This window comes from Streptomyces sp. SPB162 (assembly GCF_029504575.1).
GTDB lineage: Bacteria > Actinomycetota > Actinomycetes > Streptomycetales > Streptomycetaceae > Actinacidiphila.
On record NZ_JAQFII010000002.1, the window covers coordinates 265,006 to 290,329 of the forward strand.

Consider the following 25,324-nt stretch of genomic DNA (forward strand, 5'->3'; position numbering starts at 1 on the left):
CGTCGGGAGCCGGCGCGCTGACCGGGGACTCCTTTTGGTTGAGCAGGGCATATGCCTGGCATGGATATTCGCAGCAGGAACAACGTGACGATCACCGGTCCCGCGGAAGGGCCGGTGGTGGTGCTGGCACACGGGTTCGGCTGCGATCAGAACATGTGGCGGCTGATCGTGCCCGCCCTGGCGAAGCAGTACCGGGTGGTGCTCTTCGACTACGTCGGCTCCGGTGGTTCGGATCTGTCGGCCTGGAGCCGGGAGCGGTACTCCTCGCTCGCGGGCTACGCCCAGGACGTGGTCGAGGTCTGTGAGGAGCTGGATCTGCGGCAGGCGGTGTTCGTCGGGCATTCGGTCAGCGCCATGGTGGGGGTGCTGGCCGCGCGGTCGGCACCGGAGCGGATCGGTGCGCTGGTGATGGTGGCGCCCTCGCCCCGCTACATCGACGACGGCGACTACCGTGGCGGCTTCTCGGCGCAGGACATCGACGAGCTGCTGGACTCGCTGGAGTCGAACTACCTGGGCTGGTCGTCCGTCATGGCCCCGGTGATCATGGGCAATCCGGAGCGGCCGGAGCTGGGACAGGAGCTGACCAACAGTTTCTGCGCCACGGACCCGGACATCGCCCGGGTCTTCGCCCGCACCACGTTCCTGTCCGACAGCCGCGAGGACCTGAAGGACGTCACCGTGCCGACCCTGGTGCTGGAGTGCTCCCAGGACGCGATCGCCCCTCGCGAGGTCGGCGCGTACATCCACGCCGCGATCCCCTCCTCCCGCCTGGTCACCCTGGACGCGACCGGGCACTGCCCGCAACTGAGCGCGCCAGAGGCCACCCGGGAAGCGATGCTCGACTTCCTGGCCCGCCGGTGATGTGCCGAACGGACGAGGAGCCGGAACCGACGGAGACCGAGAGCGCCGCGGGCACGGATGCCGCGTTCACCGCCCTGCTGGAGGACAGCGCCGAGGATCTGTACGAGTCGGCTCCTTGCGGGTACCTGTCCACGTTGATGGACGGCACCATCGCCAAGATCAATCTCACGTTGCTGAACTGGCTCGGCCTCGAACGCGAGGCGGTGGTGGGCCGGGTCCGTTTCGCCGATCTCCTCACGGTCGGCGGCAAGCTCTACCACGAGACGCACTTCGCGCCGCTGCTGCGCATGCAGGGCGAACTGCGCGGCATCGCGCTGGAGTTGAAGAGCGCAGACGGGCGCCGGCTGCCGGTGCTCGTCTCCTCCGTGGTCAAGCACAGCGGCGAGGGCGAGCCCCTGCTGATCCGCACCACCGTCTTCGACGCCGCCGACCGGCGCGCCTACGAGCAGGAACTCCTGCGCCGCCGCCGGGAGGCCGAGCAGGCGCAGGCGGCGGCCGAGGAGGCCCGTCGGCGGGCCGAGGCCGACCGGCAGCGGCTGGCGGACGCGCTCGCCGTGCTGCAGCAGTCCCTCGTGCCCTCCTCGCTGCCCGCCGTGCCGGGACTGGAGACGGCCGTCCACTACCACACCGCCTCCCCCGACCGCCTCGGCGGCGACTTCTACGACCTGTTCCCCCTGGGCGACGGCCGGTGGGCCTTCTTCCTCGGTGACGTCTGCGGCAAGGGTCCCCAAGCGGCCTCCCTCACCTCACTGAGCCGGTACACCCTGCGAGCCGCCGCCCTCCACGATCCCGAGCCGGCCGCGGCCCTGAACACGCTGAACGCCGTCCTGTACGAGCGGTACGCCGTCGGCGGCGACCCGCGGTACTGCACCGTCATCTTCGGCCTCGTGGAACCGCGCGCCGACGGCCGCGCCACCGTGCGCCTGGCCTCCGGCGGCCACCCGCCGACGCTGGTCATACGGGCCGACGGCCGCGCCGAGTACCTTCCCACTCCCGGTGGACTGCTCGTCGGCGCCCTGCCCGCCGCCCGGTTCACCACCGCGCAGACCACTCTGGCCGCCGGCGACACGCTCCTGCTCTACACCGACGGCCTCACCGAGGCCCGGACCGGCCCCACCCGCGAAAGCCTCTTCGGCGACGATGCCCTGCGCGTCTTCGCCGCCGATCACGCCCCCACCACGGCCCCCGGGCTGATCGCCGCGCTGACCGACCTGCTGAAGAGCTTCGGCGACGGCCTGGACGACGACACCGCCCTGCTCGCCCTCGGTGTCCCCGCCGACCCGGTGCCGGGTCACGTGTGATGAGCCGGCTGCACGTCACCCGTCACGACGCCGCCACCGGACCCGTTCTGCACGTGACCGGCGCACTCGACTTCGAACAGGCCACCGCCCTGCGTGAGCAGGTCGAACGCCTCGTCCTGAGCCCTGGCAAGCATCTGTTCATCGACCTGTCCGACCTGGAGTTCTGCGACTCCACCGGCATCAGTGCCCTGCTGGCCGCCCGCCAGCACGCCCAGGCCGCGGGCGCCGAGGTGATCCTGGCAGCCGTGCCCGCCGACACCCTGCGCATCCTGCGCATCATCGGCCTGGACCAGGTCTTCACCATCCGGCCCGGCAGCGATACCGCGTGAGCTTCCGCGCTCCACGCGACTGCTGCCACCCCACCGGGCAGGCGGGGCGGCAGCAGTACGCGCACGGAACGGCCGCGGTCAGGCCGGGTGGAGTGCGGTGCGCAGGGTGTCGGCGGCCAGGTTGATGGCGACGTCGGCCCCGTGGGTGGAGCGCAGCGCGTTGAGCATCACGAAGTCGTGGATGACGCCCTGGACGCGGACGGCGGTCACGGCGACGCCCGCGGCGCGGAGCTTGGCGGCGTAGGCCTCGCCCTCGTCGCGCAGGACGTCGGCCTCGCCGGTGATGACCAGGGCGGGGGGCAGACCGGTGAGTTGCCCGGTGGTGGCGCGCAGCGGGGACGCGGTGATCTCGGCGCGCTGCTTCTCGTCGGTCGTGTACTGGTCCCAGAACCACTGCATGCCGTCACGGCGCAGGAAGTAGCCGGTGGCGAACTGGTGGTAGGAGGCGGTGTCGAAGCTCGCGTCGGTGACCGGGTAGAACAGCACCTGCTGCACCAGGGCCACGTCGCCGCGTTCCTTGGCCATCAGGGTCAGCGCGGCGCTCATGTTGCCGCCGACGGAGTCGCCGACCACGGCCAGTCGCGTGCCGTCCAGGTCCTCGGCGGTTCCCTGGGTCACGATCCACTGGGCGACGGCGTAGTTCTGCTCGATGGCCACCGGGTAGCGGGCCTCGGGCGACAGGTCGTACTCGGGGAAGACCACGGCGGCGTGTGCGCCGACGGCCAGCTCGCGCACCAGGCGGTCGTGGGTGTGGGCGTTGCCGAAGACCCATCCCGCGCCGTGGATGTACAGGACCACCGGCAGGGGGCCGGTGGATCCGGCGGGCCGGACGATCCGCACGCGGACACTGCCGGTGGGGCCGCCCTCGACGGTGATCCACTCCTCGTCGACGTCGGGCAGTTCGGCCTCGCCGGACTGGACCCCGTCCACGACCTTGCGGCCCTCGGCCGGAGCCAGGTCGAACAGGTACGGCGGATTCGCCGTCGCCTCGGCGAATGCCAGGGCCTCGGGCTCGAGAACGGGGTGGATCGGGGTCGTCGGGTCGGACATGTACAGCTCCTCGCGCGGGGGAAAGGCTTTGCTGGTCATCACGCTAAGGCCTGTTGCCGCCGGTCACTTGTCCATCGGTGCGCCGGCAGTGTTCCCGTAGTGTGCTCCCGGCCGGCCGTGCCCCTGCCCTTCGCGGGGCGTCGTACCGTAGGCCGCGGGAAAGGCCCGGCTGAAACGACGGGGATTCACGAAACCCGGGGTGGGGTGCAGCCACTCCCCGTTCGCGGGCCATGGGCCGGAGGAGAGCGCGGCGGCACCGCTCAAGCGGCCGGTAACCGACGTCGGCACGACCTACTACTCCTCAGTAGCCTGCTGCTCGCCCCCGGGCCGCCCACGTGAAGGCCCATACGGCGGCGAGGCCGGCGACGGCCCCGGCCGCGGCGGCCCGCGGGCGGCACGGGGGGCGGAATCGGCATGATCGTGGAACTCTGGTAGAGGAGCTGCCGACCGGCCTGCTCAGAGGGCCGCACCGGGAGACTCCCCTGATCACGGAGGCACCTATGGCCAGCAACGTGAACCAGCCGCAGGCGTCAGGACCCCGCACCGGCACATCGTCGTATGCGAAACAGTCCGGGTGGATCGTCTTCGCGGCGGTCATGATGATCTTCAGCGGAGTCATCGCGATCCTCGAGGGGATCTCCGCCATCGCCAAGGACGACGTGTTCGTCAGGACGACGAACTACGTGTTCCGGTTCAACCTGACGAGCTGGGGCTGGATCCATCTCATCCTGGGCATCGTCGTGCTGCTCGCCGGATGCGCGCTGTTCTCCGGCGCCCTGTGGGCGCGCGCGGTCGGCGTCGTTCTCGCCGGTCTGAGTCTGATCGCGAACTTCCTGTGGCTCCCGTACTACCCGTTCTGGGCGATCATCCTGATCGCTCTCGACACCTTCGTCATCTACGCCCTGTGCAGGCCGGCACACTCCACGGCGGAGGCAGGGACTTTCTGACCGACCGGTGCCGGGCACCGTTCGTACCTGACTCAGGAAGCTCACAGGGCCCAGGAACGGGCGGCGCGCGGCTCCGCTACGACCAGGTGGACAGGTACGGACAGGAGTGGACAGTCACGGCTCCTGTCTGACCTGGAAAGTGGACAGCGTCCGGCACGAGTCTGTGCGGCATGAACCTCCGACGCACACGGACGGGCCGGACGCCCGCCACCTCTACGACGGGTCCTCGACCGGGGGCCGTGCTCGCGGCGCTGGCCGCGGCACAGTTCACCGTCATGCTGGCCACCTCGATCGTGAACGTGGCGCTGCCGCAGATCCGCGCCGGGGTGGGTCTGTCGGATGGCGGCACCACCTGGGTGGTCAACGCCTACGGACTGGCGTTCGGCGCACTGCTGCCGGCCGGCGGGCGGGCGGCCGACCTCCTCGGGCGCCGCCGGGTGCTGATCGTCGGCCTCGCGCTGTTCGCGGTGTCCTCGCTGGTGGCAGGCGTCGCCGGCTCCTCCGGCGTGCTGATCGCCGCCCGCGCCGTTCAGGGCCTCGGTGCCGCCGCCACCGCCCCGGCCGCGCTCGCCCTGACGATGGACCTGTTCCCGCCCGGCCCCGGGCGTGGCAGAGCGCTGGGGGTCTGGGGCGCGGTCTCCGGCGCGGGAGGGGCGGGGGGCGTCCTGCTGGGAGGTGTACTGACCCAGGCGTGGGGCTGGCCCTGGATCTTCCACGTGGTCGCTCTCGGGTCGGCACTGGTCCTGGTCGCGGTGGCGTCCCTCGTACCACGAACGGCCGACTGGACGGCAGGGCGGGACGCCGGGGCGGCGGGGCTGGATGCGGACTGGACGGCAGGGCGGGACGCCGGGGCCGCGGGGCTGGACGCCGCCGGGGCCGCGGGGCGGCGTGCCGCCGGAAGGACCGGCGGGAACGGCGGGCGGTTCGACCTGCCGGGCACCGCCACCGTGACCCTCGCCCTGACCTGCCTCGTCTGGGGGCTGACCACCGCACGCGGTGCCGGCTGGACGGACCCGCGGGTGCTCGGCTCCCTCCTCTGCGCCGCCGCGCTGCTCGCGGCCTTCGCCGTGATCGAGCTCCGCCGGCCGAACGCGCTGATACCGCCGCGGTTGTTCACCACCGGCCGCGTCGCGGCGGGCAACCTGCTGATGGCATTGCTGGGGTCCGTGTGGATCGCCCTGTTCTTCTTCCTGCCGCTCTACCAGCAGCAGGTCCTCGGCTCGAGTCCGCTCGCCACCGGCGCCGGCCAACTCCCGCTCGCCGCGGCCAACATGTTCGGCGCCGCTTTGGCACCCCGCATCTCCCGGCGCCTCGGCGGCACCGCGACCGTGACCGCGGCCCTGCTCACCGAAGCCGTCGGGCTGCTGTGGCTGTCACGGATCAGCGCCGACGGGAGCTACCTCGCCGACCTCCTCGGTCCGAGCATCCTCATCGGCCTCGGCCTGAGCATCGCGTTCGTCCAACTCACCGCGTTCGCCGTGGACGGCGTCCCACAGCAGGACGCGGGTCTGGCCGGCGGCCTGGTGAACACCACCCGCCAGGTCGGCGGGGCGATCGGCCTCGCCGCCCTGGCCACCTTGGCCGGCTCCGTCACGGCCCACGCCGCCACCCACCAGTCCCGGCTGGAAGCACTCACCGCCGGCTACCGCGCCGTCTTCACCGTCGCAGCCGCGGTCCTGGCGGCGACCGCCCTCCTCGCGCTGCTCCTCACCCGCCGCGCGAGCCCGCGAGCGGCACCCGCGCCCGGCGCTGAAACCCCCGACCCGCAACCCGCCCGAGTCCTCCGCACCCGGCACCGCACCGTCCGTCGTCCGACGACCGGCGCCTGATCAAACCCGACACCACCCCTGTCACCGAAAGGTTCCTGGCATGACCGCCGCAAAGCCCTATCTGACCGGCCACTACACCCCCGTCACCGACGAGGTCACCGCGACCGGACTCACCGTGGAGGGCTCCCTGCCCCCCGAGTTGGACGGCCGGCTGATCCGCAACGGCCACAACCCCCAGCCCGGTGTCACCCCGGCGCACTGGTTCAAGGGCAGCGGCATGGTCCACGGGATCCGGCTCCGCGAGGGCCGCGCCGAGTGGTACCGCAACCGCTGGGTGCACACCCCCGCCCTCGACGGCGCCCCCTACATGACCGACAAGGGTCCCGACCTGACCGCCAGCACCGCCGGCACCCACGTCATCGAGCACGCCGGACGGCTGCTCGCCCTGTGCGAGGCGAACCTCCCCTTCGAACTCACGGCGGACCTGGAGACCGTCGGCGCCTACGACTTCGGCGGCACGCTGCGTGGTGCGATGACCGCGCACCCCAAGGAGGACCCGGTCACCGGGGAGCTGCACTTCTTCGGGTCCTCGCCCTTCCCGCCGTTCCTGACGTACTACGTGGCCGACGCCAAGGGCGAGATCGTCCACAGCGCCGAGATCCCGCGAGCGACCGCCTCCCTCAAGCACGACTTCGCCCTGACCCGCGGCCACGTGGTCTTCATCGAGGGCAACGTCACCTTCGACCCGGCCGAGCACTCCGGCATCCCCTACGGCTGGAGCGACACCCAGCCGTCCCGCATCGGCGTCATGCCCCGCGGGGTCGACGGAGCCCGGCAGATCCGCTGGTTCTCCATCGAGCCCGGCAACCTGCTGCACGCCGCCAACGCCTACGAGGACGGCCAGGGCCGGATCGTCCTGGAAGGCCCCACGGTGGACCGCGAGGGCTTCCAACTCTCCTGGAACTGGTGGGTCGGCGCCCCCGGGCGCGGTACCGAGCCCGGAGCCCGCTCCTACACCCGCCGCTGGGTGGTCGACATGGCGGCCGGCACCGTCGACGAGCAGATCATCGACGACCTCTCCGTGGAGTTCCCGACCCTCAACGAGGCGTACCTGGGCGCCGAGCACCGCTACCAGTACGCCGTCTCCTTCCCCGACGAGGCCGGTTTCGGCGGCTACGGCATCGTCAAGTACGACCGCACCACCGGTGCCCGCCGCATCCACCAGGTCGGTGACGCCCGCATGCCCAGCGAAGCCGTGTTCGTCCCCGCCGCCGGCGCGACCCGCGAGGACGACGGCTACCTCCTGACCGTGACCTCGGACCTCAAGCAGGACTCCTCCCAGCTGCTCGTCCTGGACGCCGCCGGGCTCGACCGGGTCGCCACCGTCCACCTGCCCCGGCGGGTGACCGCCGGAATCCACGGCTCCTGGATCCCGGACAGCGCCCTGGACGCCCCCAAGGGCTGACGCTCCCCCTGGCTTCCCCCCGATTCGCACCCGACCAAGGAATGTGACATGTCAAGCACCCGCAAGAAATCCGGCTTGATCGCCGCCGCCCTCACCGCGCTCGTCGCCACGATCGCCGTACCGGCGCTCGCGCAGAGCGAGGACACCGACCGGCGGACCCTCGCCGGCGGCATCGACTGGCACGCCTGCGCCGACACCGACTTCCCGAACATGCAGTGCGGATCGATGCAGGTACCCGTGGACTGGTCCGACCCGCACGCCGGCAGCACCACCCTCGCCATGGTCCGCCGCCCGGCGGATGACCGGGCCCACCGCCAGGGCACCCTGCTCCTCAACGACGGGGCCGGCGGCTCCTCCATCGAGCAGCTGCGACTGGCGCTGCGCGTCGGCCTGCCGAACTTCGCCGGCGCCATGACCCAGGACTTCGACCTGGTGGCGGTGGATCCGCGCGGAGTCGGGCACAGCACGCCCATCCGTTGCGCGGAACCGCTCAAGCCCGCCGGAGTCAGTCACTTCCCGCGGGACCTGCCCGCGTTCAACGCGCTCGTGGCCCACAACCGGGCCGTCGCCGAGGACTGCCTGCGCCGCAACGGGCAACTCATCGACCACGTCGACCTGACCAGCACCGCGCGGGACTTCGAGGCGATCCGTATCGGGCTGGGTGTACGGCAGCTGAACTGGTACGGCATCCACTACAGCACGCTCCTGGGACGCACCTACGCCAAGCTCTACCCGGGCCGGCTGCGCACCATGGTCCTCGACACCGCCCTGAACGACACCGGCTCGCCGATAGCGCGGGTCACCCAGGAGGCGGCGACCGCGGAGACGGCCTTCAACCGCTTCGCCGCCTGGTGCGCCACCTCCAAGGACTGCGCCCTGCACGGCAAGGACGTCGCGGCCGAATACGACGCCCTCGTCGTCCGCGCCGACCGCGCCCCGATCCGGACGGGGGGCACGGCGCACCAGCCGCTGACCGGCGAGGACATCCGCGAGGCCACCCAGGACTACCTGACGCTGACCCAACCCACGTGGCCCGAGCTGGCGAAGGCCATCGTCAACGCCCAGGGCGGTGACGCGACGGACTTCACCCACGACCCGGACGACACCCTCGACCCGGTCCAGGTGCGGATCCCCGCCTGCCTCGACAACGCCCGCCCGGTGCAGACGTTCTCGCAGCTCACCCGGCTGCGGACGGAGCTCGCCCGCGTCTCCCCGCACCTCGGCGGCGCCGTGCGCTCCTACCAGGCCATCACCGGCTGCCTGGGCTGGCCCACCCAGGGGCCGAGCCCGTCACGGCGGGCGCCCCGGTCCACGGCGCTCCGCCCGCGCTGATCCTCCAGTCCACCCACCAGGCCCTCGCCCCCTTCAGCGCGGGCGCGGCCATGGCCGCGCAACTGCCCGGCAGTGTCGTCCTGGGCCACGAAGGCGACGACTACAGCATGTTCCTGGGCTCCAAGTGCGCCCAGCAGGCCACCAACCGGTACCTGACCACCCGCGCGCTACCCGCCCCGGGCACCATCTGCACCGACTGAGCACCGGCCGAGCACCGAACGCCGTCAAGCCGCCCCCGCCCCGGGCTCTCCCCCGGCGCGGGGGCGGCTCTCCGCGCCGCCCCGTTCAGACTCCTGCGCTGTCCGCGCTGCCGAAGGACCACGCCTCGATGTCGCGGTAGTGGATCGGTCCGCTGCCGCGTCCGGCGTTGCTGCCGACCAGGTGCAGACGTTCGGCGGACCACCACCCGCCGTGGAATCCGGCGAACCCGTCGGCGATCTCTCCGACCGAGGACCGATCCCCTCTGCGGGCGCGGGCCAACGTCAGGTGGGGGCGCAGGGGGCGGTCCTCGATGTCGACACCGCAGGCCTTGACGACGCTGCGCACATCGGCGGCCAGCAGGTGCAGTTCGTCGAGGTCCCCGTCGATCCCGCTCCACAGCACCCGGTCGTCGAAGGTCCCACTGCCGCGGAGCGCCAACCGCGGTGGCCCGCGGTCCGCCGCGAGACCGGCGAGAGGCGGCCGCAGGACAGGAACGGTCTCGGCCGGGAGTTCTCCCAGGAACGCCAGGGTGACGTGCCAGTCCTCGATGCGGTTCCATCGCATGCGCGGGTGCGTGTCGTAGGCGGGACGCAACTCCCTGGCCAGCTCTTCCTTCGCGTGGTCGGGCGGAGCGAGGGCGATGAACACGCGAACGGTCGCGGGCGGGGTCTCTCCGTTCACCGGGCGGTGCGCTCGCCGTCGCGGGTGAGCGGGGAGGCGATCTCCCCGGCCGCCCGCGGGACGCGAGCCGGCGTCACGGCGCTGCGCGCCTGCCGGGGTTCCCGATAGCGCGCCCGCCGGTCCGGCTCATCAGTCATGTCCCGCATGGTAGCGGCGGCCGGGTGATGTCACCGGGCGGCCTGGGCCCGCGGTGTGTGGATGCGGACCCGTGCCCGGCAGCCCGAGGTGTCTGCCGAGGGTCAGTTGGCCTGCTCGACGCGGGCCTTGAGGGCGGCGAGCCAGGCGGTCAGGGAGTCGTGCAGGGCCTGGCCGAGCTCGGCGGGGGCGGCGGTCTGGGGGCACCGCTCCACGATTCCTCGGTGTGGACGCGCACCTGGCTGCCGGCCTGCTCGAAGGTCCAGACGTGGACGCCCTCGATACCGTTGGCCGGACCGCCCCAGACCAGCCGCTCGCCAGGGACGATCTCGCGGATGGTGGAGGTGATGTCCAACCCGTGCGTCTTCCAGCCGAACGAGTTGCCCACCTGCAGCGGGCCGTCGAGCTTCGCCTGGTCGACGTCGGCGTTCCAGCTCGGCCAGGTGTCGATGTCGGTGTGCAGGCTCCAGACGCGCTCCAGCGGGGCGTCGATCACGGTGGACAGGCGGACGGTGACGGGAGCGGTCTCGTCGCGCCATGCAAGTCCAGGCGCACCGGCCTCCGGGTGCGGAGCGCCTCGTGGTAGGCGCCGCCGCCGGCGAGTGGTACCGGTGCGGCGCCCGCGCTGCCGTGGCGTGGGCCCTTGGTCACTCTTCGCGCACCTGGTCGGCCCGGCGGCATCGTCCGAACCAGCGGCGCATCGCCGTGTCCGGAGCGCGGGGCTACGCTGGATGAGGGCTCGGGGCCGTTTTTCGACGAGGTGTTGATCATGTCCGGACTGGTGTTCCGGAGTTTCGACTCCGCTGACGAGACAAGGCCGTTCGAGGACGGCAAGGGCAGGCTGGACCTGCTGGAAACGGACGGCGGACCGGTCGGTCGGGCGATTTTCGAGCCCGGTTGGCGCTGGTCCCAGCACGTCAAGCCGCTGGCCGGCACCGACAGCTGCCAGTCGGCCCATACCGGGTACGTGGTGAGCGGCCGCATCAAGGTCGTCATGGACGACGGCGAGAGCGCCGAGACGGGCGCGGGTGACTTCATCCAGATCGCGCCCGGACACGACGCGTGGGTGGTGGGCGAGGAGCCCTGCGTGGTTCTGGACTGGACCGGCTACAGCGAGTACGCCAAGGCGGCGTCGCCGTAGGTCACGGGCCGGCGCCGAAGTCTCCTGGCTGCTCCCCGCGACTGGGCCGCGCCGCACGGGAGGTGGTCGCGGCGCGGCCATTCGACAGCGCCGCGACCTCGGGGCCAGCGGTAACGGCGCAGGTCCGCCAAACTCCACCGGCTGCCGGACGCGCAGGTCCGTGTGACCCGCAGGTCCGTGTGACCCGCAGGTAGCCCGCGCCGGTGGGCCGGCGCAGGTCGACGGTGGTGAGCCGGCCGGTGCCGGTTCCGGCGCCGGCCGCCGGTGAGTGCCGTCGTCACTGACGCTGAGCTGCCGTCCCCGGGCGTAGTCGCCGAGGTTGTCGCCGCTGGAGGCGCTGCGCGCGCGGGGCTTTCCCTTCGTGGTGGTCGGTCGATTCCCGCGCTGGGACATCGGCGCTCGCCGATGCCCCAGCGCGGGAATCGAACGGTCCGGTGGGAGCGGACCGATCCGCTACCCGGGGGTAGGCAGGCGGTGGCTCTTGCTATAAAGTCCGTCAACAAGCTTCGCTGTTACCGCTGGTAAGTGCGGTGGTGGCAGGAACACTTCCCGGACTCGACTGGAGGATCCCCAGCATGGCGATCAGCGCCTCGCGGCCGGAGATCAGGACCTCGCCCTCGGAGGACGGCGTGGCCCGGCGGCTGCTCGACTCGTCCGCGCGGCTCTCGTACGACCCGCTCACCGAGGTCGACTGGGAGACCCCGCTGGACACCGGCTACCACGGTGCCAGCCCGGAGTGGAGCACGTTGTACGGGACGCCGTACTGGGACGAGATGACCGACGCGCAGCGCAAGGCGCTGACGCGCCAGGAGGCCGCGTCGGTCGCGAGCACCGGCATCTGGTTCGAGATGATCCTGCAGCAGATGGTGCTGCGGGACATCTACGCCAAGGACCCGCTCAGCGACAGCTTCCAGTGGGCGCTCACCGAGATCGCCGACGAGTGCCGCCACTCGATCATGTTCGCCCGCGGGGCGCAGAAGCTCGGGGCCCCGGCCTACCGCCCGCGCCGCGCGGCGGTCGAGCTCGGCCGGTTCTTCAAGACGGTCGCGTTCGGCGAGGCTGCGTACGCGGCGATCCTGGTCGCCGAGGAGGTCCTCGACGTCATGCAGCGCGACTGGATGCGGGACGAGCGGGTCGTGCCGTTCGTCCGCACGATCAACAACATCCATGTCGTCGAGGAGTCACGGCACATGAAGTTCGCCCGTGACGAGACGCGCAGGCACCTCGCGCGCGCCGGACGCGTGCGCCGCCACATCCACTCCCTCCTGATAGCCATCGCGTCCTACGTCATCGTCAGCAGCATGGTGAACCGGAAGGTCTACGCGAACGCCGGACTGGACGAGGAGCGCGCCATCCGCGAGGCGAAGGCCAACGAGCACCACAAGTCGATGATGCGTTCGAGCTGCGCCGGCCTGATGGAGTTCCTGACGTCGGTGGGGCTGCTCACCAAGCCCGCGCTGTTCTTCTACCAGCGCGCGAACCTGATCTGACGACGTCGATCTGACGACGTCAACCCGATCAGACGACCTTCAGCCGAGCGGACGACATGGCCTTCGCGATCACCCAGACCTGCTGCAACGACGCCACCTGCGTGTCCGTCTGCCCGGTCAACTGCATCCACCCCACGCCCGAGGAGCGGGCCTTCGGCAGCACGGAGATGCTGTACATCGACCCGAAGACCTGCATCGACTGCGGCGCGTGCACCGACGCCTGCCCGGTGGACGCCGTCTTCCCGGTCGACAGCCTGCCCGTCGACCAGCGGGAGTACGCCGACATCAACGCGGCCTACTTCGAGCGCGCCGGCGAGGAAGCGCCGGAAGCCGACGACCTCGGACCGAACTTCCACGCCTGGAGCGAACCGACCTTCGAGCGTGTCCTGCCGTCGGACTTCGGGCCGCTGCGGGTCGCGATCGTCGGCACCGGACCGGCGGGCATGTACGCCGCCGAGGATCTGCTGCTGCACACCCGGGCCGACGTCACGCTCATCGACCGGCTTCCGGTCGCCGGCGGCCTCGTCCGCCACGGCGTCGCGCCGGACCACCCGGCGACCAAGAGGGTCGGCGACGCCTTCGCCCGCTTCCACACGCACCCGCGCGTGCGGTTGCACCTCGGCCTCGAGGTGGGCGGGGACATCACGGCCGAGGAACTCGCCGCCCACCACGACGCGGTGATCTACGCCGTGGGCGCCGCCACCGACCGGCGGCTGGGCATCCCCGGCGAGGAGCGGACGGGCAACGTCTCCGCGACCAGCGTCGTCGCCTGGTACAACGGGCACCCCGAGGTCGCACCGGACGCCGTCGCCCTCTCCGCCGAACGTGTCGTCGTGATCGGCAACGGCAATGTCGCCCTCGACGTCGCACGCATCCTGGTCTCCGACCCGGAGACACTGGCCGGCACCACGATCGCGCCCCACGCGCTGGCCGAGCTGCGCCGCAGCAAGGTGCGCGAGGTGGTGCTGCTCGGGCGCGGCGATCCGGAGCACGCCGCGTACACCCGGTCCGAACTCCTCGCCCTGCGGCACGTCCCCGGGGTGGACCTGATCGTGGACGACCACGATCCGCGCGTCGGGACGACGATCGACGCCGCCGGGCCGAAGGAGAAGGCGGCGCTCCTGCGGGGCGTGGCGCGCCAGCCCGTCGACTGGTCGTTGCCACCGGGCGCGGCGGAACGGCGGCGGATCGTGTTCCGGTTCCTCTCCGCGCCCCTGGAGATATGCGGGGACGAGGACATCCGTGGCGTACGCGTCACCGGCGCCGACGGTGAGGTGGAGATTTCGGCCGGCATGGCACTGCGGGCGATCGGCTACCGCGGGGTTCCGCCGGCGGGGCTGCCGTTCGACGACGCGGCCGGCACCGTTCCGCACGAGGGCGGCCGGGTGACGGGCCGGGCGGGGACGTACGTGGTCGGCTGGATCAAACGCGGGCCCTCGGGGGGCATCGGTGCCAACCGCGCCTGCGCGGCCGAGACGGTCGGCACCCTCCTGGCCGACGTGGTCGCGGGTGTACTGCCCGCGCCGACCGGCCACCCGAAGTCCTTCCACCGCCTCGCACGCCGCCGACGCCGCCATTGACCCGCACCTCGGACGGGTCTCCCGCGCAGGGGCCCGGGCATCCCAGGTCGTGTCTTCACATCCTCGTCTGGCCGACGGGGCCTATGTGAAGACACTTCCTGGTGCTCAGGCCGGAAGGGTTTGCCTGGTGCGCGGCGTCCGGCGCGGTGCGTCGCACGGCGGAGGATCGTCCTCGCACCGGGCGTACCCGGACGACTCCGACAACGCAGCGAAGTGCCGTGCCGGACGCCGCGAACCGGTGAACCGGTGAGCCTTTCCGGCCAGAGCACTAAGAGCTGTCCCGTAATCCCTGGCGGGCGCCCGACGACAGCTACGGCACCTCGCCGCGTTGTCGGAACGCCCGAATGCATCCAGTATGCGGGCGCCCCTCCGCCGTGCGATGCACCGCATCTGACGCCGCGCGCTGATCCACCAGGGATTACGGGACAGCCCTCAGGGAGCCTTGACAGGGCCGTGCGACTCCCGTTGCCACAGGGCCTCGCAGAGCAGGTCCAGGCCCTGGCGCAGGTGGCGCCGGTAGGTGCCGTACGGCAGGCCCAGCCGGCGCGCGGCGGCCTCCTGGGTGGGGGCGCCGGAGAAGTAGCTCGCCGTCAGGGCCTCGCGGGCTCGCACACCGCGCGGGTCACGGGCGAGGTCGTCGACCTCCTGGCGCAGCAGGGCGCGCAACTCCTCGACGGGGTCGGCGGAGTCGGCCGCCAGGCGGGCGCGCAGCAGGGCGCAGGCGGCGAAGGCCGCCGGGTCGCGCCAGTGCGACAGCGCTTCGCGCACGGCCTGGTCGAACGCGGCGCGCGAGCCGTGTGCCGGCCCGGACAGGGCGGGCGTGTCGGGGGCCGCTGTGAAGCGGCCGAGCCAGGCCTCCACGGGGACCTGGCGCCAGTCGACACCGAACACCCCGTACGTGTACGCGCCGACCCGCGGTCGCGCGCCGGTGTCGGTGAGGGTGCCCCTGACGCGTTCGGCCCAGGTGTCGGCGTCACGCCAGACGCCGAAGCCGTAGGCGCGGCCACGGGCGCGGGCGGCCTCCGCCTGGGCGCGGGAACTGCTCAGGTCGATGACGCGTGAGGGGACCTGGTACCGCTCGGGGTAGATCGTGAACCGGCTGACGCCGATGTGGTCGCCGGCGCTCACCGGCGCCGTGGCGTCCGTGTACTCCCAGGCGGCCGCGACGACGGGATCGGTGGCCAGGTCCCGGGGGTCGGGAGGGGCGGGCAGGGCGAGCCGGGCGGTGAAGGCCACGATGCGGCCCGTGGCCACCAGGCGGTAGACGCTGAAGGCCTGCGGCTGGCGCTGTGCCCAGTAGCGCACCAGATCCGCGGAGTCCGGGCCCTCGGTCTCCTCGGCCATGCGCAGTATGACGTCGAGGTCGTCCGGGTGCAGCGGGCGGTCGTGCACCTCGTCCTCCCGGGACCAACTGCGCAACCGCGCGAGGGTCTCCCCCTCACGGAAGAGGTAGAAGAGCTCGTCGGTGACGGTCCAGACCCGCTCCTCCGGTGCCTCGCGCAGCAGCCGCATGTACTCCTCCGCCAGCCGCTTGCGCACCGCCACGAAGGCGTTGGGCGCCCGCCAGCGCAGGTCGGCGGCGAGGGTCTCGCGTGCGGCGTCGTGCGGGTGGAGCCCCCGGTGCGTGGACTCCATGAAGGGCAGCTCCCTCAGCCAGTCGAACAGCAGATGGGCGTCCTCCTCGGGCAGCACCGCGGCGAGCAGTTCCTCGGAGGTCGAGTGCGCCTGTGCCACCACCTCCAGGGCGCGGCGGTGGGCCGCCGACGGCACCTCTCCGATCAGCCCCACCAACAGGGTGCGCAGGACGTCGGCCGACGGCGCCCAGACGTCCTCGCTGCTCCAGCCGGTCGAGCCGCGCGCCGCCGCGAGGGACAGGGCCAGCGGGTTGCCTCCGGCGAAGCGGAGTACCAGGTCCCGCAGTTCGGGCCGGATCCGCGCCGCGACCAGCAGGCTCCGGGCCTGCTCCTCGGAGAACGGCTCCAGTTCGCTCGTGTGCAGGAGCCCCGCCCAGGCGGGGTCCGCGCTCCACTGCGGCTGCGGCGCGAGCCGCCCGCCCAGGACGGCCAGGGCGCCGTCGGCGGCACGGGGCAGGAAGTGGTGCCACAGCCAGCTCTCCAGCCACTGGCAGTGCTCGAAGGAGTCCACGAACAGGACCGTGCCGGCGACGTCCAGGAACGGGGCGGCCGCCCGCTCGAAGTCGGCCGGATCCCGGCCGACGAAACGGCCGTCCAGTTCGACGAGCAGCCGGCCCGCCGTACGGGCGTGGTCCGCCAGGCGCCGCAGCAGCGTGGACTTCCCGATACCGCCCGGCCCGAACACGTAGAACGCGAACGGCGCCTGCGGATCACCGGCCAAAGCCTGCGCGAACCGCCCGAGTTGCTCGTCCCGGCCGACGAAGGCCTGGACGCGCGCGCTGCTCAGTCTCTCTCCGATGGAGACCATGGCGGCTCCCCTCCGCTCGTCCCGGTCCCGAAGAACGCCGTCACTTGATGGATCCCAGGTTCCGGTCGTCGTCGTGGCCACTGACCAGCAGGGTGGTCTCCTCGACGCGCTGGAAGCGCCCGTCGGGGGAGAGCCGGGCGAAGAGGTACACCTCGGTGACCGAAGTGCGGCCGTTGTCCCGGGTGACGGTGACGGAGTGGCGGTCGGCGTAGCGCAGACCGTCGCGCAGCTCGTCGTGGACCTCGATGTGCCCGCCGCGCACCACCGAGCGCAGTCGCGCCATGTGCTGGACGAAGGAGTCCCGGTCGCTCCACACGCCGTCGGTGCGCTGGCGGTAGTCGGGGGCGAAGTGGCGGTCGACGGCTTCGGCGAGGTCGAGGCCCGGGGTGAACAGCAGGTCGTCGATGGCTCGGGTGATGTCGGTCGGAGTCATCGCTGTTCTCTCCCGCAAGGTGTGGTGGTCGTGTACGGGGCAGGCGGTGGCTCCTGGAGTCAGGAAGGATGCGGCGCCGGCCGACCTGGTAGAGGCCGGGACGAGGGGCGGGGTTCCACTCCAAGCGGTGCGACCTGGTGGACCGGCGTGAGGTCCAGGGCCAGGGCGGCGGGACCGGCGGCATGTTGCCCGGCTCCGTCAGCCCGCATCCCTTTCACCGGCGCGACCATCGTCACCATGGACCCGACCTCGGGGTCCTGCCCGGCGCCGATCGCGGTAGTACCGGGGTACTACGGTCGGCCCGCAGATGAGTCCCGGGTACCACGTTTACGGGGGCTGCGGCTTCTAACGTTGCTGGTGAGACGGTCCGGGAGGCCCGGGCCCCGCGAGCGAGGGAAGACGCGATGATCGAGGCGCAGCAGCTGACGAAGCGGTACGGGGAGACGACGGCGGTGGACCGGCTGGACTTCACGGTCAAGCCGGGAACCGTCACCGGCTTCCTCGGCCCCAACGGCGCGGGCAAGTCCACCACGATGCGGATGATCGTCGGGCTGGACGCTCCCACGCAGGGGACGGTCACGGTCAACGGCCGCCGTTACGCGGAGCACGCCGCCCCGTTGCAGGAGGTCGGGGCCCTGCTGGAGGCCAAGTCGATCCACCCGGGCCGCTCGGCGTTCGACCACCTGATGGCGCAGGCGTACACCCATGGCATTCCGCGCCGCCGGGTGGAGGAAGTCGTCGGGATGACGGGTCTGGAGTCGGTGGCGAAGAAGCGCGCCGGGGCCTTCTCCCTGGGGATGGGCCAGCGGTTGGGCATCGCGGCCGCGCTGCTCGGCGATCCGGCCACCGTCATGCTGGACGAGCCGGTCAACGGGCTGGACCCCGAAGGCGTGCTGTGGATCCGCAACCTGCTCACCGGGCTGGCGAGCGAGGGCCGCACGGTGTTCGTGTCCTCGCACCTGATGAGCGAGATGGCCCTGGTCGCGGACCACCTGATCGTCGTCGGACGCGGGCGGCTGCTGGCCGACACCACCGTCAGCGATCTGATCAGCCAGGCCGGCGGAGACACCGTGCAGGTCGCCACGGCGGATCCCGCCCGGCTGCGGGAGGTCCTGGCGGGCCCCGGCGTCGAGATCACCGGCCGCGCCGGCTCCGAGGAACTGCAGGTGACGGGCCTGACCGCCCGGGCCATCGGGCTGAAGGCCGCGGAGGCCGGAATCGCGCTGTTCGAGCTCACGGCGAAGGCCCTCTCCCTGGAGGAGGCGTTCATGGAGCTGACACGGGACGCGGTCGAGTACCACGGCACCACCGAGACCTCCGGGAGCGCAGCATGAGCACCGTCACCTCCACCCGTACCCCCGACCCGGCTCCCGACCCGGCCCCCGCGCGGACCGGACGTCCGGTCTACCGGGTGACCGCCCGGCGCGTGCTGCGCTCGGAGTGGGCCAAGCTGTGGTCCCTGCGCTCCACCTGGATCACCCTGGGCCTGGGGCTGCTGTTCCTGGTGGCCTTCGGCCTCATCGCGTCGTGGCAGTTCAAGTCCAGGATCACCTCCGGACGGCACATGGACGGCGACTTCGCCAACTCGACCGCGGTGAGCCTGTCCCTGTTCGGCACGAACTTCGCGCAGTTGGCCTTCGGCGTGCTGGGCGTGCTGGTGACGGCGGGCGAGTACTCCACCGGCATGATCCGCTCCACGCTGGCCGCCGTACCCCGCCGGCTGCCGGTGCTCTGGTCCAAGTCGGCCGTCTTCGGCGCCGTCGCCCTGGTGGTCGGCACCGTGGGAGCGCTCGTCGCCTTCCTCTTCGGCAGCGGCATCGTCTCCGGCACGCCCGCGGCCCTGTCGATCTCGGACCCCGGTGTGCTGCGCAGCCTGCTGGCGGCGGGCCTCTACCTCGGCCTGATCGCCGTCCTCGGGACCGCCCTGGGCGCGCTGCTGCGATCGGTGGCCGGCGGCATCTCGGTCCTGGTCGGTGCCCTGATGCTCGTGCCCGGACTGGTGTCGCTGCTGCCGACCTCCTGGCACGACCACGTCAGGCCCTACCTGCCCAGCGAGGCCGGAGCATCGATGTTCGCCCTGCACCACGAGGCGCACACCCTCACGCCAACGGCCGGGCTGCTGGTCTTCCTGGCCTGGACCGCCCTGGCACTGGGTGGAGCCGCCTGGCGCTTGATGCGCACCGACGCCTGACGCCGACGCATGACCGCACCGCCGGGCTCCCCCGCCTGATGAACCGAAACCGCGGCCTCGGCGCGCCGCCCCGCCCGTTCGGGCGCCGCCGACGCCGTTGGCCCACGATGTGCAGGTGACGCCCATGACCACCGACACCCCCCACGGCAGCCACGCCTCCGTGACCGCGCATCCGCTGGAGGAACCCGACCCCCTGTGGGGCCACCCCCTGGTGATCGCGTCGAACCGGGCGGTGCAGCGCCTGCGCGCGGCCGACCGGCGGCGCCCGTGGGTGCTGGACACGGCGGTGGTGATCGCGGCGTTCCTGCTCTTCGGCGTGGCGGATCTGGTGCACGACGGCGATCGGCACGAGGCGGCGCTGAAGTTCACGCGCCTGCCGGTGGCCGGGGTGCTCGCCCTGCAGGCCGGGCTGGTGCTGCCGCTGCTGTGGCGGCGCCGCCGGCCGTCTGCGACGTTCACCGCCGTCCTGGCCGTGTTCCTGATCCAGTGGCTGCTGGGAGCGTGGCTCCGCGCGGACGTGGCGCTCCTCATCGCCCTGTACAGCCTGGCGCTGCACGGGCGACTGCGGCATCTGCCCTGGGCGTGCGCGGCCATGGCCGGCGCCCTGGCCCTGGTCGCCGTGCGCCTGTCGGAGACGGTGGCCGTGGGCGACGCGCTGTTCTTCCTGTTCAACGCGGTGGTGGCGGCGCTGGCCCTCGGGTTGGCGGTACGGATCCGCCGGTCCCAACTGGCCGTCCTGCGTGAGCGCGCCGCGCGCCTGGAGATCGAACGGGACCAGCGCAGCAAACTGGCCGCGGCCGAGGAACGCACCCGGGTCGCCCGCGAGATGCACGACATCGTCGGCCACAACCTGTCCGTCATGATCACGCTGGCGGACGGAGGCGCGTACGCGGCGCTCATCGCTCCGGAGCGGGGCAAGGAAGCGCTGGAACTGATCGGCGAGACCGGCCGTCAGGCCCTGGGCGAACTACGGCGCATGCTCGGTGTGCTGCGCGAGCGAACGGACGCTCCCGAGTTCAGCCCCCAGCCCGGCATCGCGGAGGTGGACGCGTTGTGCGACCGCATCCGCACCGCGGGGCCCACCGTCCGCTACCGCACGGTCGGGGAACTGGACGCTCTGGACCGCGGTGTGCAGCTGACCGCCTACCGCATCGTGCAGGAGGCCCTCACCAATTCCCTCAAGCACGCGGGCTCCGACACCCGGATCCACCTCCTGCTCTCCATCCACGACGCACAGTTGCGGATCGGCGTCGAGGACACCGGGCCGCCCTCCGGCACCAAACGCCCCACGCCGGTGAACCAGGAAGGACACGGGCTGGCGGGCATGGCCGAACGCGCCGCGCTGTACGGCGGCAGCGTCTCCGCCGGACCACGGTCCGGCGGAGGCTGGACCGTCCATGCCACCCTCGACCTCACTCCCCTCGCCGGTTCCCCAGGAGGGACCCCATGACCACCGTCCTCATCGTGGACGACCAGCCCATGCAGCGCCTGGGCTTTCGCATGCTGCTGGAATCCGTCCCCGACACCGAGGTGGTCGGCGAGGCCGCGCACGGAGCCGACGCCGTACGCCAGGCCGCCGAACTGCGCCCCGACGTCGTCCTGATGGACGTGCGGATGCCCGGCATGGACGGCATCGAGGCCACCCGCCGCATCGTCGCCACCGGCGGACGCTCCCGCGTCCTGGTCATGACCACCTTCGACCTGGACGAGTACGCCCATACCGCGCTGCGCGCCGGGGCCAGCGGTTTCCTGCTCAAGGACGCGCGCCCCGAAGAACTGCTGGCCGGCATCCGGGCGGTCGCCGCGGGCGACGCCGTCATCGCCCCGGCCCTCACCCGGCGCCTCCTCGACGCCTACGCCCACCACCTGCCCGGCCACCTCCAGCACCACGAGCCGCACGACAACCCGCGACTCCTCACCCTCACCGGACGCGAGCGGGAGATCCTGGTCGCCATTGGCCGCGGTTGGACCAACGCGGAGATCGCCGAGCGGCTGGTGCTGGCCGAGTCCACCGTCAAGACCCACGTCGGGCGGGTGCTCACGAAGATCGGCGCCCGCGACCGGATCCAGGCCGTCATCTTCGCCTACGACATGGGCCTGACCCGGCCCAACGCGACCGACTGACCCGCGGTACGCCGGCGGGCTCATACGTCGCGGCGGCGCACGACGGTCCCGGCGAGTGCGACCGCGATCAACGGCCAGAGCGCGTACACGGTCCAGGAGTCGGGGACGGTCGCGGTGTAGCCGAGAGAGTGCGGATCCGGCGGCCAGTTCTGGATCAGGCGCTTCCAGGCCGTGACCGGCATCGCGTGGCTGACGGCGGCGGACCAGCGCGCGCTCTGCGAGAAGATCGGGGGCAGCATCAGGAGCGTGAAGGTGTTGGTGACCATGGTGGCGGCGCTGTGCCGGATCAGGAAGCCGACGCCGAGGCCCGTCAGTGCGCAGACCGGGGCCAGCAGCGTGGATGCCACCAGCGCCCGCGGAACTCCGGGGTGGGTGAGGGGGACTCCGGCGTGGTTCGCGTTCAGGATGGCCTGGGAGACCAGGAAGCAGCCGGTGGCGACGACCGCACCGACCGCGGTCCACAGCGCGGCGGTGACGACCGCCTTCGCCAGTACCACCGCCCCGCGGGCGGGTACGGCCACGGTGGTGGTGCGGATGAGGCCGCTGCTGTACTCGCTCACGACGGTGAGGGCGCCGACGCTTCCGGCGACGAGCATCAGCGTCATGTAGCCGGCCGGCGGGAACGCGTCGAACACCATGAATCCCTGGTCGGCCCTGGCCTGCGGGCTCATCTTCTCCAGGATGCGGTTCTCCGCCAGGGCGGCGACGGCGGCGGATCCGATGACGAACACCATGGTGAGGGCGAGGGACCAGGGGGTCGAGCGCAGGGACCGCATCTTGATCCACTCGGAGGCGAGCAGGTCGCGGAAGCGGGCGGGTGGCTCGGTCGCGGATGCGGCCGAGATGCCGGGTCGGATGATGGTGGGCATGGTCATCGCGGCTCTCCTGCCAGGTATTCGACGCTGTCCGCGGTGAGTTCCATGAAGGCCTCCTCCAAAGACGCGGTCAGGGTGGTCAACTCGCTCAGTGGGATGCGGCCCTGCGAGGCGAGTGCCCCGATCCGGTCCGCCGCCAGTCCGGTCACGACGAGCCGGCCGGCGTCCGGCACGCCTTCCGTCTCGACCGACGCGCCGGCCGCGGTCAGCACCGCTGCCAGCTCGGCGGTGCGCGGGGTGCTCACCACGACGCTGAGGCGGGTGCTGCGGGCCGCGAAGTCCCGTACCGACTCGGCGGCGATGAGCCGGCCGCGGCCGACGACGACGAGCTGGTCGGCGGTCTTCGCCATCTCCGACATCAGGTGGCTGGACAGGAAGACCGTACGGCCTTCGGCGGCCAGCCGCCGGAAGAGGCGGCGCATCCAGAGCACGCCTTCCGGGTCCATGCCGTTCACCGGCTCGTCGAACACCAGCACCGGCGGGTCGCCGAGGAGGGCGGTGGCGATCCCGAGCCGCTGCTTCATGCCGAGCGAGAACCCGCCGATGCGGCGGCCCGCCGCCTCGGTCAGCCCCACCTCCCGCAGAACGTCGTCCACCCGGCGCGGTGGGATGCCGTTGCTGCGGGCGATGGCGGACAGGTGGGCGACCGCGCTGCGTCCGCCGTGCACCTGGCCCGCGTCGAGAAGGGCGCCGACGTGCCGCAGCCCGCGTGAACGGCTGCGGAAGGGGACGCCGCTGACAGAGGCGGTGCCGCTGCTCGGCGCGTCCAAGCCGAGGATGATCCGCAGGGTGGTGGTCTTACCGGCTCCGTTGGGGCCGAGGAACCCGGTCACCTGACCGGGCCGCACGGTGAACGACAGATGGTCGACGGCGGTCTTGTCGCCGTACCGCTTGGTGAGTTCGTTGACTTCGATCACCGGAGCAACCCTGCCGGGACGCCCGCGTCCCATCATGGGGCCAGGGACGGCAATCGTGCGGCCGGACCATCCCTGGGGCGTACGCCCGTGGGCAGATGTCCGCCGGACACGGGCCCGTTAGGCTCGCGGGATGGACGCGACACCACCTTTCCTGCCGGCGGCAGGCGTTTCCCGCAGGGCGGCCAGGCTTTGGCGGGCGTGTCGCCGATGACGAGAACAGGACTCATGGCCTGGGGCGGGGGGCTCCTGTATCCCGCCATGGTGCTCCTGCTGCTGCTCGGCGCGCCGAGTGCCCCGGGCACCCTGCACGCCGTCGGATCCCTGCTCGCCGTGGCGCTGCTCGTCGGCCTGCTGCGACGCAGGCCGCTGGCGGCCCTGGCCCTGACCCACCTCGGGGCCGCCGCCGTGGTGGTCGTTCCGCCTCGTTCCGGCCCCGCCGACCTTGCGTCCTATCAGGGCCAGTTCCTGTCGTACCTGGCGGTGGACCTGGCGCTCGGCTACATCGTCGCCACCGGCACACGGCGGGCGTCGATCGTCGCGCCGGCGGTGTCCTTCGTCGTCCAACTGCTGGTCGTCGGCGGCTTCGCCCAAGCGGACGGCCTGACGGTCGACGTCGTGATCGCGGTCCTGGCGATGGCGGCGTCCTGCACGATCGGTCTGCTCAGCCGCGAGCGCCGCGAGCACGCGGTGGCGCTGCGTTCCCAGGAGGTGGCGGAGGCCGTTGCCGCCGAACGGCTGCGGATCGCACGGGAACTGCACGACATGGTCGCGCACAGCATCGCCATCATCGCCATCCAGGCCGGCGCCGGCAGTCAGATCATCGAGACCCGGCCCGCGGAGGCCGGTGAGGCGCTGCGGGTCATCGAAGCCACCAGCAGGGAGGCCTTGTCGGGGCTGCGGCGCACCCTGGTGGCACTGCGTCAGGCCGACCCGGGAGGAGCGGGCCCGGGGCGGGCGCCGCTCGCGCCCTCGCAGGGCCTGGCGGACATCGAACGGCTGGCGGCGGCCACGGCCGAGGCGGGGGTACGCGTCGACCTGCTGCGCCAGGGGGTGCGGCGTTCCCTGCCCGCCGACATCGACCTGTCCGCCTACCGCATCGTGCAGGAGTCGCTGACCAACGTGGTCCGCCACGCGGGCGTCGGGCGTTGTCGGGTGCTCATCGCATACGGGGACGAGGAGCTGTCGGTGGAGGTCGTCGACGACGGGCGCGGCACCACCGCGAACGGCTCGGCCCACGGCTTGGGCATCGTGGGCATGCGGGAGCGGGCCGGCCTGCTGCGCGGTCACCTCAGCGCCGGACCGCGTCCTGAGGGCGGCTTCCGGGTGGCGGCTCGGCTCCCGCTGCCCTCACCCGTCGGAGTCCCGGTGAACACGCGATGACCGTCCGGGTGGTACTCGCCGACGACCAGCCGCTGGTGCGGTCCGGTCTGCGCATGATCATGGCCGATCACCCGGACCTGGAGGTCGTCGGCGAAGCCGCCGACGGCGTCGAGGCGGTCCAACGGGTCACGGACCTCAGCCCCGACGTCGTCGTGATGGACATCCGGATGCCCGGGATGGACGGGATCGAGGCCACGCGCCGGATCACCACCGGCCCCGCGACGACCCGTGTCCTCGTCCTGACCACCTTCGACGAGGACGAGCTCGTCTACGGCGCGCTCCGGGCCGGTGCGAGCGGCTTCGCGGTCAAGGACATGGCCCTGAACGACATCCTCGCGGCGATCCGCGTGGTCGCCGCGGGCGACGCCCTGATCGCGCCGGGCGTGACGCGCCGGCTGATCGCGGACTTCGTCGGGCGCCCCGATACCGTCCCGAAGCGCTCCCCGCGACCGGTCGAGGGCATCACCGAGCGGGAACGGGAGGTCCTGACCCTCATCGGGCTCGGCCGGACGAACCCCGAGATCGCGGTCGACCTCTGCATCACGGTCGCCACCGCCAAGTCGCACGTCTCACGCCTGCTCACCAAGCTGGGCGCCCGCGACCGGGTCCAACTCGTGATCACCGCCTACGAGATGGAACTCGTCGCCCCGTCGCACTGAGCGGCGCGGGCGCCCGCGTCG

At 72.1% G+C, this 25,324-nt stretch carries 25 protein-coding genes; 17 read left to right on the top strand and 8 right to left on the bottom strand.

Annotated elements, in window-relative coordinates; translation table 11 throughout:
* Nucleotides 1-60: 60 nt before the first annotated feature.
* From M2266_RS31130 to M2266_RS31140, 3 genes are read left to right on the top strand one after another with little or no spacing between them, the layout of a single operon-like run.
* Nucleotides 61-861 carry an alpha/beta hydrolase gene (locus M2266_RS31130; protein ID WP_277441617.1) on the top strand — a complete coding sequence of 267 codons (801 nt, stop codon included), beginning with the start codon at nucleotides 61-63 and terminating at the stop codon, nucleotides 859-861.
* The gene (locus M2266_RS31135) at nucleotides 861-2,162 is read left to right on the top strand and encodes a SpoIIE family protein phosphatase (protein ID WP_277441618.1); all 1,302 of its coding nucleotides are present in this window, start codon (nucleotides 861-863) and stop codon (nucleotides 2,160-2,162) included. The genes M2266_RS31130 and M2266_RS31135 overlap by 1 nt, the downstream gene beginning before the upstream one ends.
* Nucleotides 2,162-2,491 (top strand): STAS domain-containing protein, encoded by a 330-nt coding sequence (locus M2266_RS31140; protein WP_277441619.1) that lies wholly within the window; start codon nucleotides 2,162-2,164, stop codon nucleotides 2,489-2,491. The genes M2266_RS31135 and M2266_RS31140 overlap by 1 nt, the downstream gene beginning before the upstream one ends.
* A 78-nt stretch (nucleotides 2,492-2,569) precedes the next feature.
* On the opposite strand, the gene M2266_RS31145 is transcribed toward M2266_RS31140, so the two are convergent.
* Nucleotides 2,570-3,541 (bottom strand): alpha/beta hydrolase, encoded by a 972-nt coding sequence (locus M2266_RS31145; RefSeq protein ID WP_277441620.1) that lies wholly within the window; start codon nucleotides 3,539-3,541, stop codon nucleotides 2,570-2,572.
* A 596-nt stretch (nucleotides 3,542-4,137) separates the two neighbouring features.
* On the opposite strand from M2266_RS31145, the gene M2266_RS31150 reads away from it, so the two are divergent.
* From M2266_RS31150 to M2266_RS31170, 5 genes are all read left to right on the top strand, one after another.
* The gene (locus M2266_RS31150) at nucleotides 4,138-4,488 is read left to right on the top strand and encodes a hypothetical protein (RefSeq protein WP_277441825.1); all 351 of its coding nucleotides are present in this window, start codon (nucleotides 4,138-4,140) and stop codon (nucleotides 4,486-4,488) included.
* 170 nt (nucleotides 4,489-4,658) lie between these two features.
* Entirely contained in the window at nucleotides 4,659-6,317 is a 1,659-nt protein-coding gene (locus M2266_RS31155) for an MFS transporter (RefSeq protein WP_277441621.1), read from the top strand.
* A gap of 40 nt (nucleotides 6,318-6,357) precedes the next feature.
* The gene (locus M2266_RS31160) at nucleotides 6,358-7,722 is read left to right on the top strand and encodes a carotenoid oxygenase family protein (protein WP_277441622.1); all 1,365 of its coding nucleotides are present in this window, start codon (nucleotides 6,358-6,360) and stop codon (nucleotides 7,720-7,722) included.
* Between the two features lie 48 nt (nucleotides 7,723-7,770).
* The gene (locus tag M2266_RS31165; RefSeq protein WP_277441623.1) at nucleotides 7,771-9,054 is read left to right on the top strand and encodes an alpha/beta fold hydrolase; all 1,284 of its coding nucleotides are present in this window, start codon (nucleotides 7,771-7,773) and stop codon (nucleotides 9,052-9,054) included.
* The gene (locus M2266_RS31170) at nucleotides 9,054-9,254 is read left to right on the top strand and encodes an alpha/beta hydrolase (protein ID WP_277441826.1); all 201 of its coding nucleotides are present in this window, start codon (nucleotides 9,054-9,056) and stop codon (nucleotides 9,252-9,254) included. Before M2266_RS31165 ends, M2266_RS31170 begins: the two co-directional genes overlap by 1 nt.
* A gap of 85 nt (nucleotides 9,255-9,339) precedes the next feature.
* Here M2266_RS31170 and thpR read toward each other — a convergent pair whose 3' ends face one another.
* The 3 genes from thpR to M2266_RS31185 form a co-directional block, all read right to left on the bottom strand.
* Nucleotides 9,340-9,936: an RNA 2',3'-cyclic phosphodiesterase gene (gene thpR, locus M2266_RS31175; protein WP_277441624.1), complete on the bottom strand. Its 597-nt coding sequence runs from the start codon at nucleotides 9,934-9,936 to the stop codon at nucleotides 9,340-9,342.
* Entirely contained in the window at nucleotides 9,933-10,073 is a 141-nt protein-coding gene (locus M2266_RS31180; protein WP_277441625.1) for a hypothetical protein, read from the bottom strand. The genes thpR and M2266_RS31180 overlap by 4 nt, the downstream gene beginning before the upstream one ends.
* A 149-nt stretch (nucleotides 10,074-10,222) precedes the next feature.
* Nucleotides 10,223-10,804, bottom strand: a complete 582-nt coding sequence (locus tag M2266_RS31185; RefSeq protein WP_277441827.1) for an SRPBCC family protein — start codon at nucleotides 10,802-10,804, stop codon at nucleotides 10,223-10,225.
* Between the two features lie 36 nt (nucleotides 10,805-10,840).
* On the opposite strand from M2266_RS31185, the gene M2266_RS31190 reads away from it, so the two are divergent.
* The 3 genes from M2266_RS31190 (at nucleotide 10,841) to M2266_RS31200 (ending at nucleotide 14,282) form a co-directional block, all read left to right on the top strand.
* Nucleotides 10,841-11,212, top strand: a complete 372-nt coding sequence (locus M2266_RS31190) for a cupin domain-containing protein (protein WP_277441626.1) — start codon at nucleotides 10,841-10,843, stop codon at nucleotides 11,210-11,212.
* A gap of 575 nt (nucleotides 11,213-11,787) precedes the next feature.
* The gene (locus tag M2266_RS31195) at nucleotides 11,788-12,702 is read left to right on the top strand and encodes a diiron oxygenase (RefSeq protein WP_277441627.1); all 915 of its coding nucleotides are present in this window, start codon (nucleotides 11,788-11,790) and stop codon (nucleotides 12,700-12,702) included.
* A gap of 56 nt (nucleotides 12,703-12,758) precedes the next feature.
* Complete coding sequence (locus tag M2266_RS31200) at nucleotides 12,759-14,282, top strand: FAD-dependent oxidoreductase (RefSeq protein WP_277441628.1); 1,524 nt, start codon at nucleotides 12,759-12,761, stop codon at nucleotides 14,280-14,282.
* A gap of 432 nt (nucleotides 14,283-14,714) precedes the next feature.
* Here the strand turns inward: M2266_RS31200 and M2266_RS31205 are convergent, their stop codons facing one another.
* A complete protein-coding gene (locus tag M2266_RS31205) occupies nucleotides 14,715-16,724 on the bottom strand; it encodes an AAA family ATPase (protein WP_277441629.1) in 2,010 nt (669 codons plus the stop codon).
* 40 nt (nucleotides 16,725-16,764) lie between these two features.
* Nucleotides 16,765-17,157, bottom strand: coding sequence for a nuclear transport factor 2 family protein (locus tag M2266_RS31210; RefSeq protein WP_277441630.1), 393 nt, complete (start codon nucleotides 17,155-17,157; stop codon nucleotides 16,765-16,767).
* Between the two features lie 404 nt (nucleotides 17,158-17,561).
* On the opposite strand from M2266_RS31210, the gene M2266_RS31215 reads away from it, so the two are divergent.
* The 4 genes from M2266_RS31215 (at nucleotide 17,562) to M2266_RS31230 (ending at nucleotide 21,472) form a co-directional block, all read left to right on the top strand.
* Nucleotides 17,562-18,491, top strand: coding sequence for an ATP-binding cassette domain-containing protein (locus M2266_RS31215; RefSeq protein WP_277441631.1), 930 nt, complete (start codon nucleotides 17,562-17,564; stop codon nucleotides 18,489-18,491).
* The gene (locus M2266_RS31220) at nucleotides 18,488-19,348 is read left to right on the top strand and encodes an ABC transporter permease (RefSeq protein ID WP_277441632.1); all 861 of its coding nucleotides are present in this window, start codon (nucleotides 18,488-18,490) and stop codon (nucleotides 19,346-19,348) included. Before M2266_RS31215 ends, M2266_RS31220 begins: the two co-directional genes overlap by 4 nt.
* Nucleotides 19,349-19,472: 124 nt before the next feature.
* Nucleotides 19,473-20,798, top strand: coding sequence for a histidine kinase (locus M2266_RS31225; RefSeq protein ID WP_277441633.1), 1,326 nt, complete (start codon nucleotides 19,473-19,475; stop codon nucleotides 20,796-20,798).
* Entirely contained in the window at nucleotides 20,795-21,472 is a 678-nt protein-coding gene (locus tag M2266_RS31230; RefSeq protein WP_277441634.1) for a response regulator transcription factor, read from the top strand. The genes M2266_RS31225 and M2266_RS31230 overlap by 4 nt, the downstream gene beginning before the upstream one ends.
* A gap of 20 nt (nucleotides 21,473-21,492) precedes the next feature.
* Here the strand turns inward: M2266_RS31230 and M2266_RS31235 are convergent, their stop codons facing one another.
* The gene (locus tag M2266_RS31235) at nucleotides 21,493-22,347 is read right to left on the bottom strand and encodes an ABC transporter permease (RefSeq protein ID WP_277441635.1); all 855 of its coding nucleotides are present in this window, start codon (nucleotides 22,345-22,347) and stop codon (nucleotides 21,493-21,495) included.
* The gene (locus M2266_RS31240) at nucleotides 22,344-23,264 is read right to left on the bottom strand and encodes an ABC transporter ATP-binding protein (RefSeq protein ID WP_277441636.1); all 921 of its coding nucleotides are present in this window, start codon (nucleotides 23,262-23,264) and stop codon (nucleotides 22,344-22,346) included. The genes M2266_RS31235 and M2266_RS31240 overlap by 4 nt, the downstream gene beginning before the upstream one ends.
* Nucleotides 23,265-23,471: 207 nt before the next feature.
* On the opposite strand from M2266_RS31240, the gene M2266_RS31245 reads away from it, so the two are divergent.
* Nucleotides 23,472-24,644, top strand: coding sequence for a histidine kinase (locus tag M2266_RS31245; protein WP_277441637.1), 1,173 nt, complete (start codon nucleotides 23,472-23,474; stop codon nucleotides 24,642-24,644).
* Complete coding sequence (locus M2266_RS31250; RefSeq protein WP_277441638.1) at nucleotides 24,641-25,303, top strand: response regulator transcription factor; 663 nt, start codon at nucleotides 24,641-24,643, stop codon at nucleotides 25,301-25,303. The genes M2266_RS31245 and M2266_RS31250 overlap by 4 nt, the downstream gene beginning before the upstream one ends.
* The last annotated feature ends 21 nt before the right edge of the window (nucleotides 25,304-25,324 follow it).

Excerpts from the sequence above, each read along its gene's own strand:
- M2266_RS31130 (WP_277441617.1), top strand. The coding sequence starts at position 61 with ATGGATATTCGCAGCAGGAACAACGTGACGATCACCGGTCCCGCGGAA.
- M2266_RS31135 (WP_277441618.1), top strand. The coding sequence starts at position 861 with ATGTGCCGAACGGACGAGGAGCCGGAACCGACGGAGACCGAGAGCGCC.
- M2266_RS31140 (WP_277441619.1), top strand. The coding sequence starts at position 2,162 with ATGAGCCGGCTGCACGTCACCCGTCACGACGCCGCCACCGGACCCGTT.
- M2266_RS31145 (WP_277441620.1), bottom strand. The coding sequence starts at position 3,541 with ATGTCCGACCCGACGACCCCGATCCACCCCGTTCTCGAGCCCGAGGCC.
- M2266_RS31150 (WP_277441825.1), top strand. The coding sequence starts at position 4,138 with ATGATGATCTTCAGCGGAGTCATCGCGATCCTCGAGGGGATCTCCGCC.
- M2266_RS31155 (WP_277441621.1), top strand. The coding sequence starts at position 4,659 with ATGAACCTCCGACGCACACGGACGGGCCGGACGCCCGCCACCTCTACG.
- M2266_RS31160 (WP_277441622.1), top strand. The coding sequence starts at position 6,358 with ATGACCGCCGCAAAGCCCTATCTGACCGGCCACTACACCCCCGTCACC.
- M2266_RS31165 (WP_277441623.1), top strand. The coding sequence starts at position 7,771 with ATGTCAAGCACCCGCAAGAAATCCGGCTTGATCGCCGCCGCCCTCACC.
- M2266_RS31180 (WP_277441625.1), bottom strand. The coding sequence starts at position 10,073 with ATGACTGATGAGCCGGACCGGCGGGCGCGCTATCGGGAACCCCGGCAG.
- M2266_RS31190 (WP_277441626.1), top strand. The coding sequence starts at position 10,841 with ATGTCCGGACTGGTGTTCCGGAGTTTCGACTCCGCTGACGAGACAAGG.
- M2266_RS31195 (WP_277441627.1), top strand. The coding sequence starts at position 11,788 with ATGGCGATCAGCGCCTCGCGGCCGGAGATCAGGACCTCGCCCTCGGAG.
- M2266_RS31200 (WP_277441628.1), top strand. The coding sequence starts at position 12,759 with ATGGCCTTCGCGATCACCCAGACCTGCTGCAACGACGCCACCTGCGTG.
- M2266_RS31205 (WP_277441629.1), bottom strand. The coding sequence starts at position 16,724 with ATGGTCTCCATCGGAGAGAGACTGAGCAGCGCGCGCGTCCAGGCCTTC.
- M2266_RS31210 (WP_277441630.1), bottom strand. The coding sequence starts at position 17,157 with ATGACTCCGACCGACATCACCCGAGCCATCGACGACCTGCTGTTCACC.
- M2266_RS31215 (WP_277441631.1), top strand. The coding sequence starts at position 17,562 with ATGATCGAGGCGCAGCAGCTGACGAAGCGGTACGGGGAGACGACGGCG.
- M2266_RS31220 (WP_277441632.1), top strand. The coding sequence starts at position 18,488 with ATGAGCACCGTCACCTCCACCCGTACCCCCGACCCGGCTCCCGACCCG.
- M2266_RS31225 (WP_277441633.1), top strand. The coding sequence starts at position 19,473 with ATGACCACCGACACCCCCCACGGCAGCCACGCCTCCGTGACCGCGCAT.
- M2266_RS31230 (WP_277441634.1), top strand. The coding sequence starts at position 20,795 with ATGACCACCGTCCTCATCGTGGACGACCAGCCCATGCAGCGCCTGGGC.
- M2266_RS31235 (WP_277441635.1), bottom strand. The coding sequence starts at position 22,347 with ATGACCATGCCCACCATCATCCGACCCGGCATCTCGGCCGCATCCGCG.
- M2266_RS31245 (WP_277441637.1), top strand. The coding sequence starts at position 23,472 with ATGACGAGAACAGGACTCATGGCCTGGGGCGGGGGGCTCCTGTATCCC.
- M2266_RS31250 (WP_277441638.1), top strand. The coding sequence starts at position 24,641 with ATGACCGTCCGGGTGGTACTCGCCGACGACCAGCCGCTGGTGCGGTCC.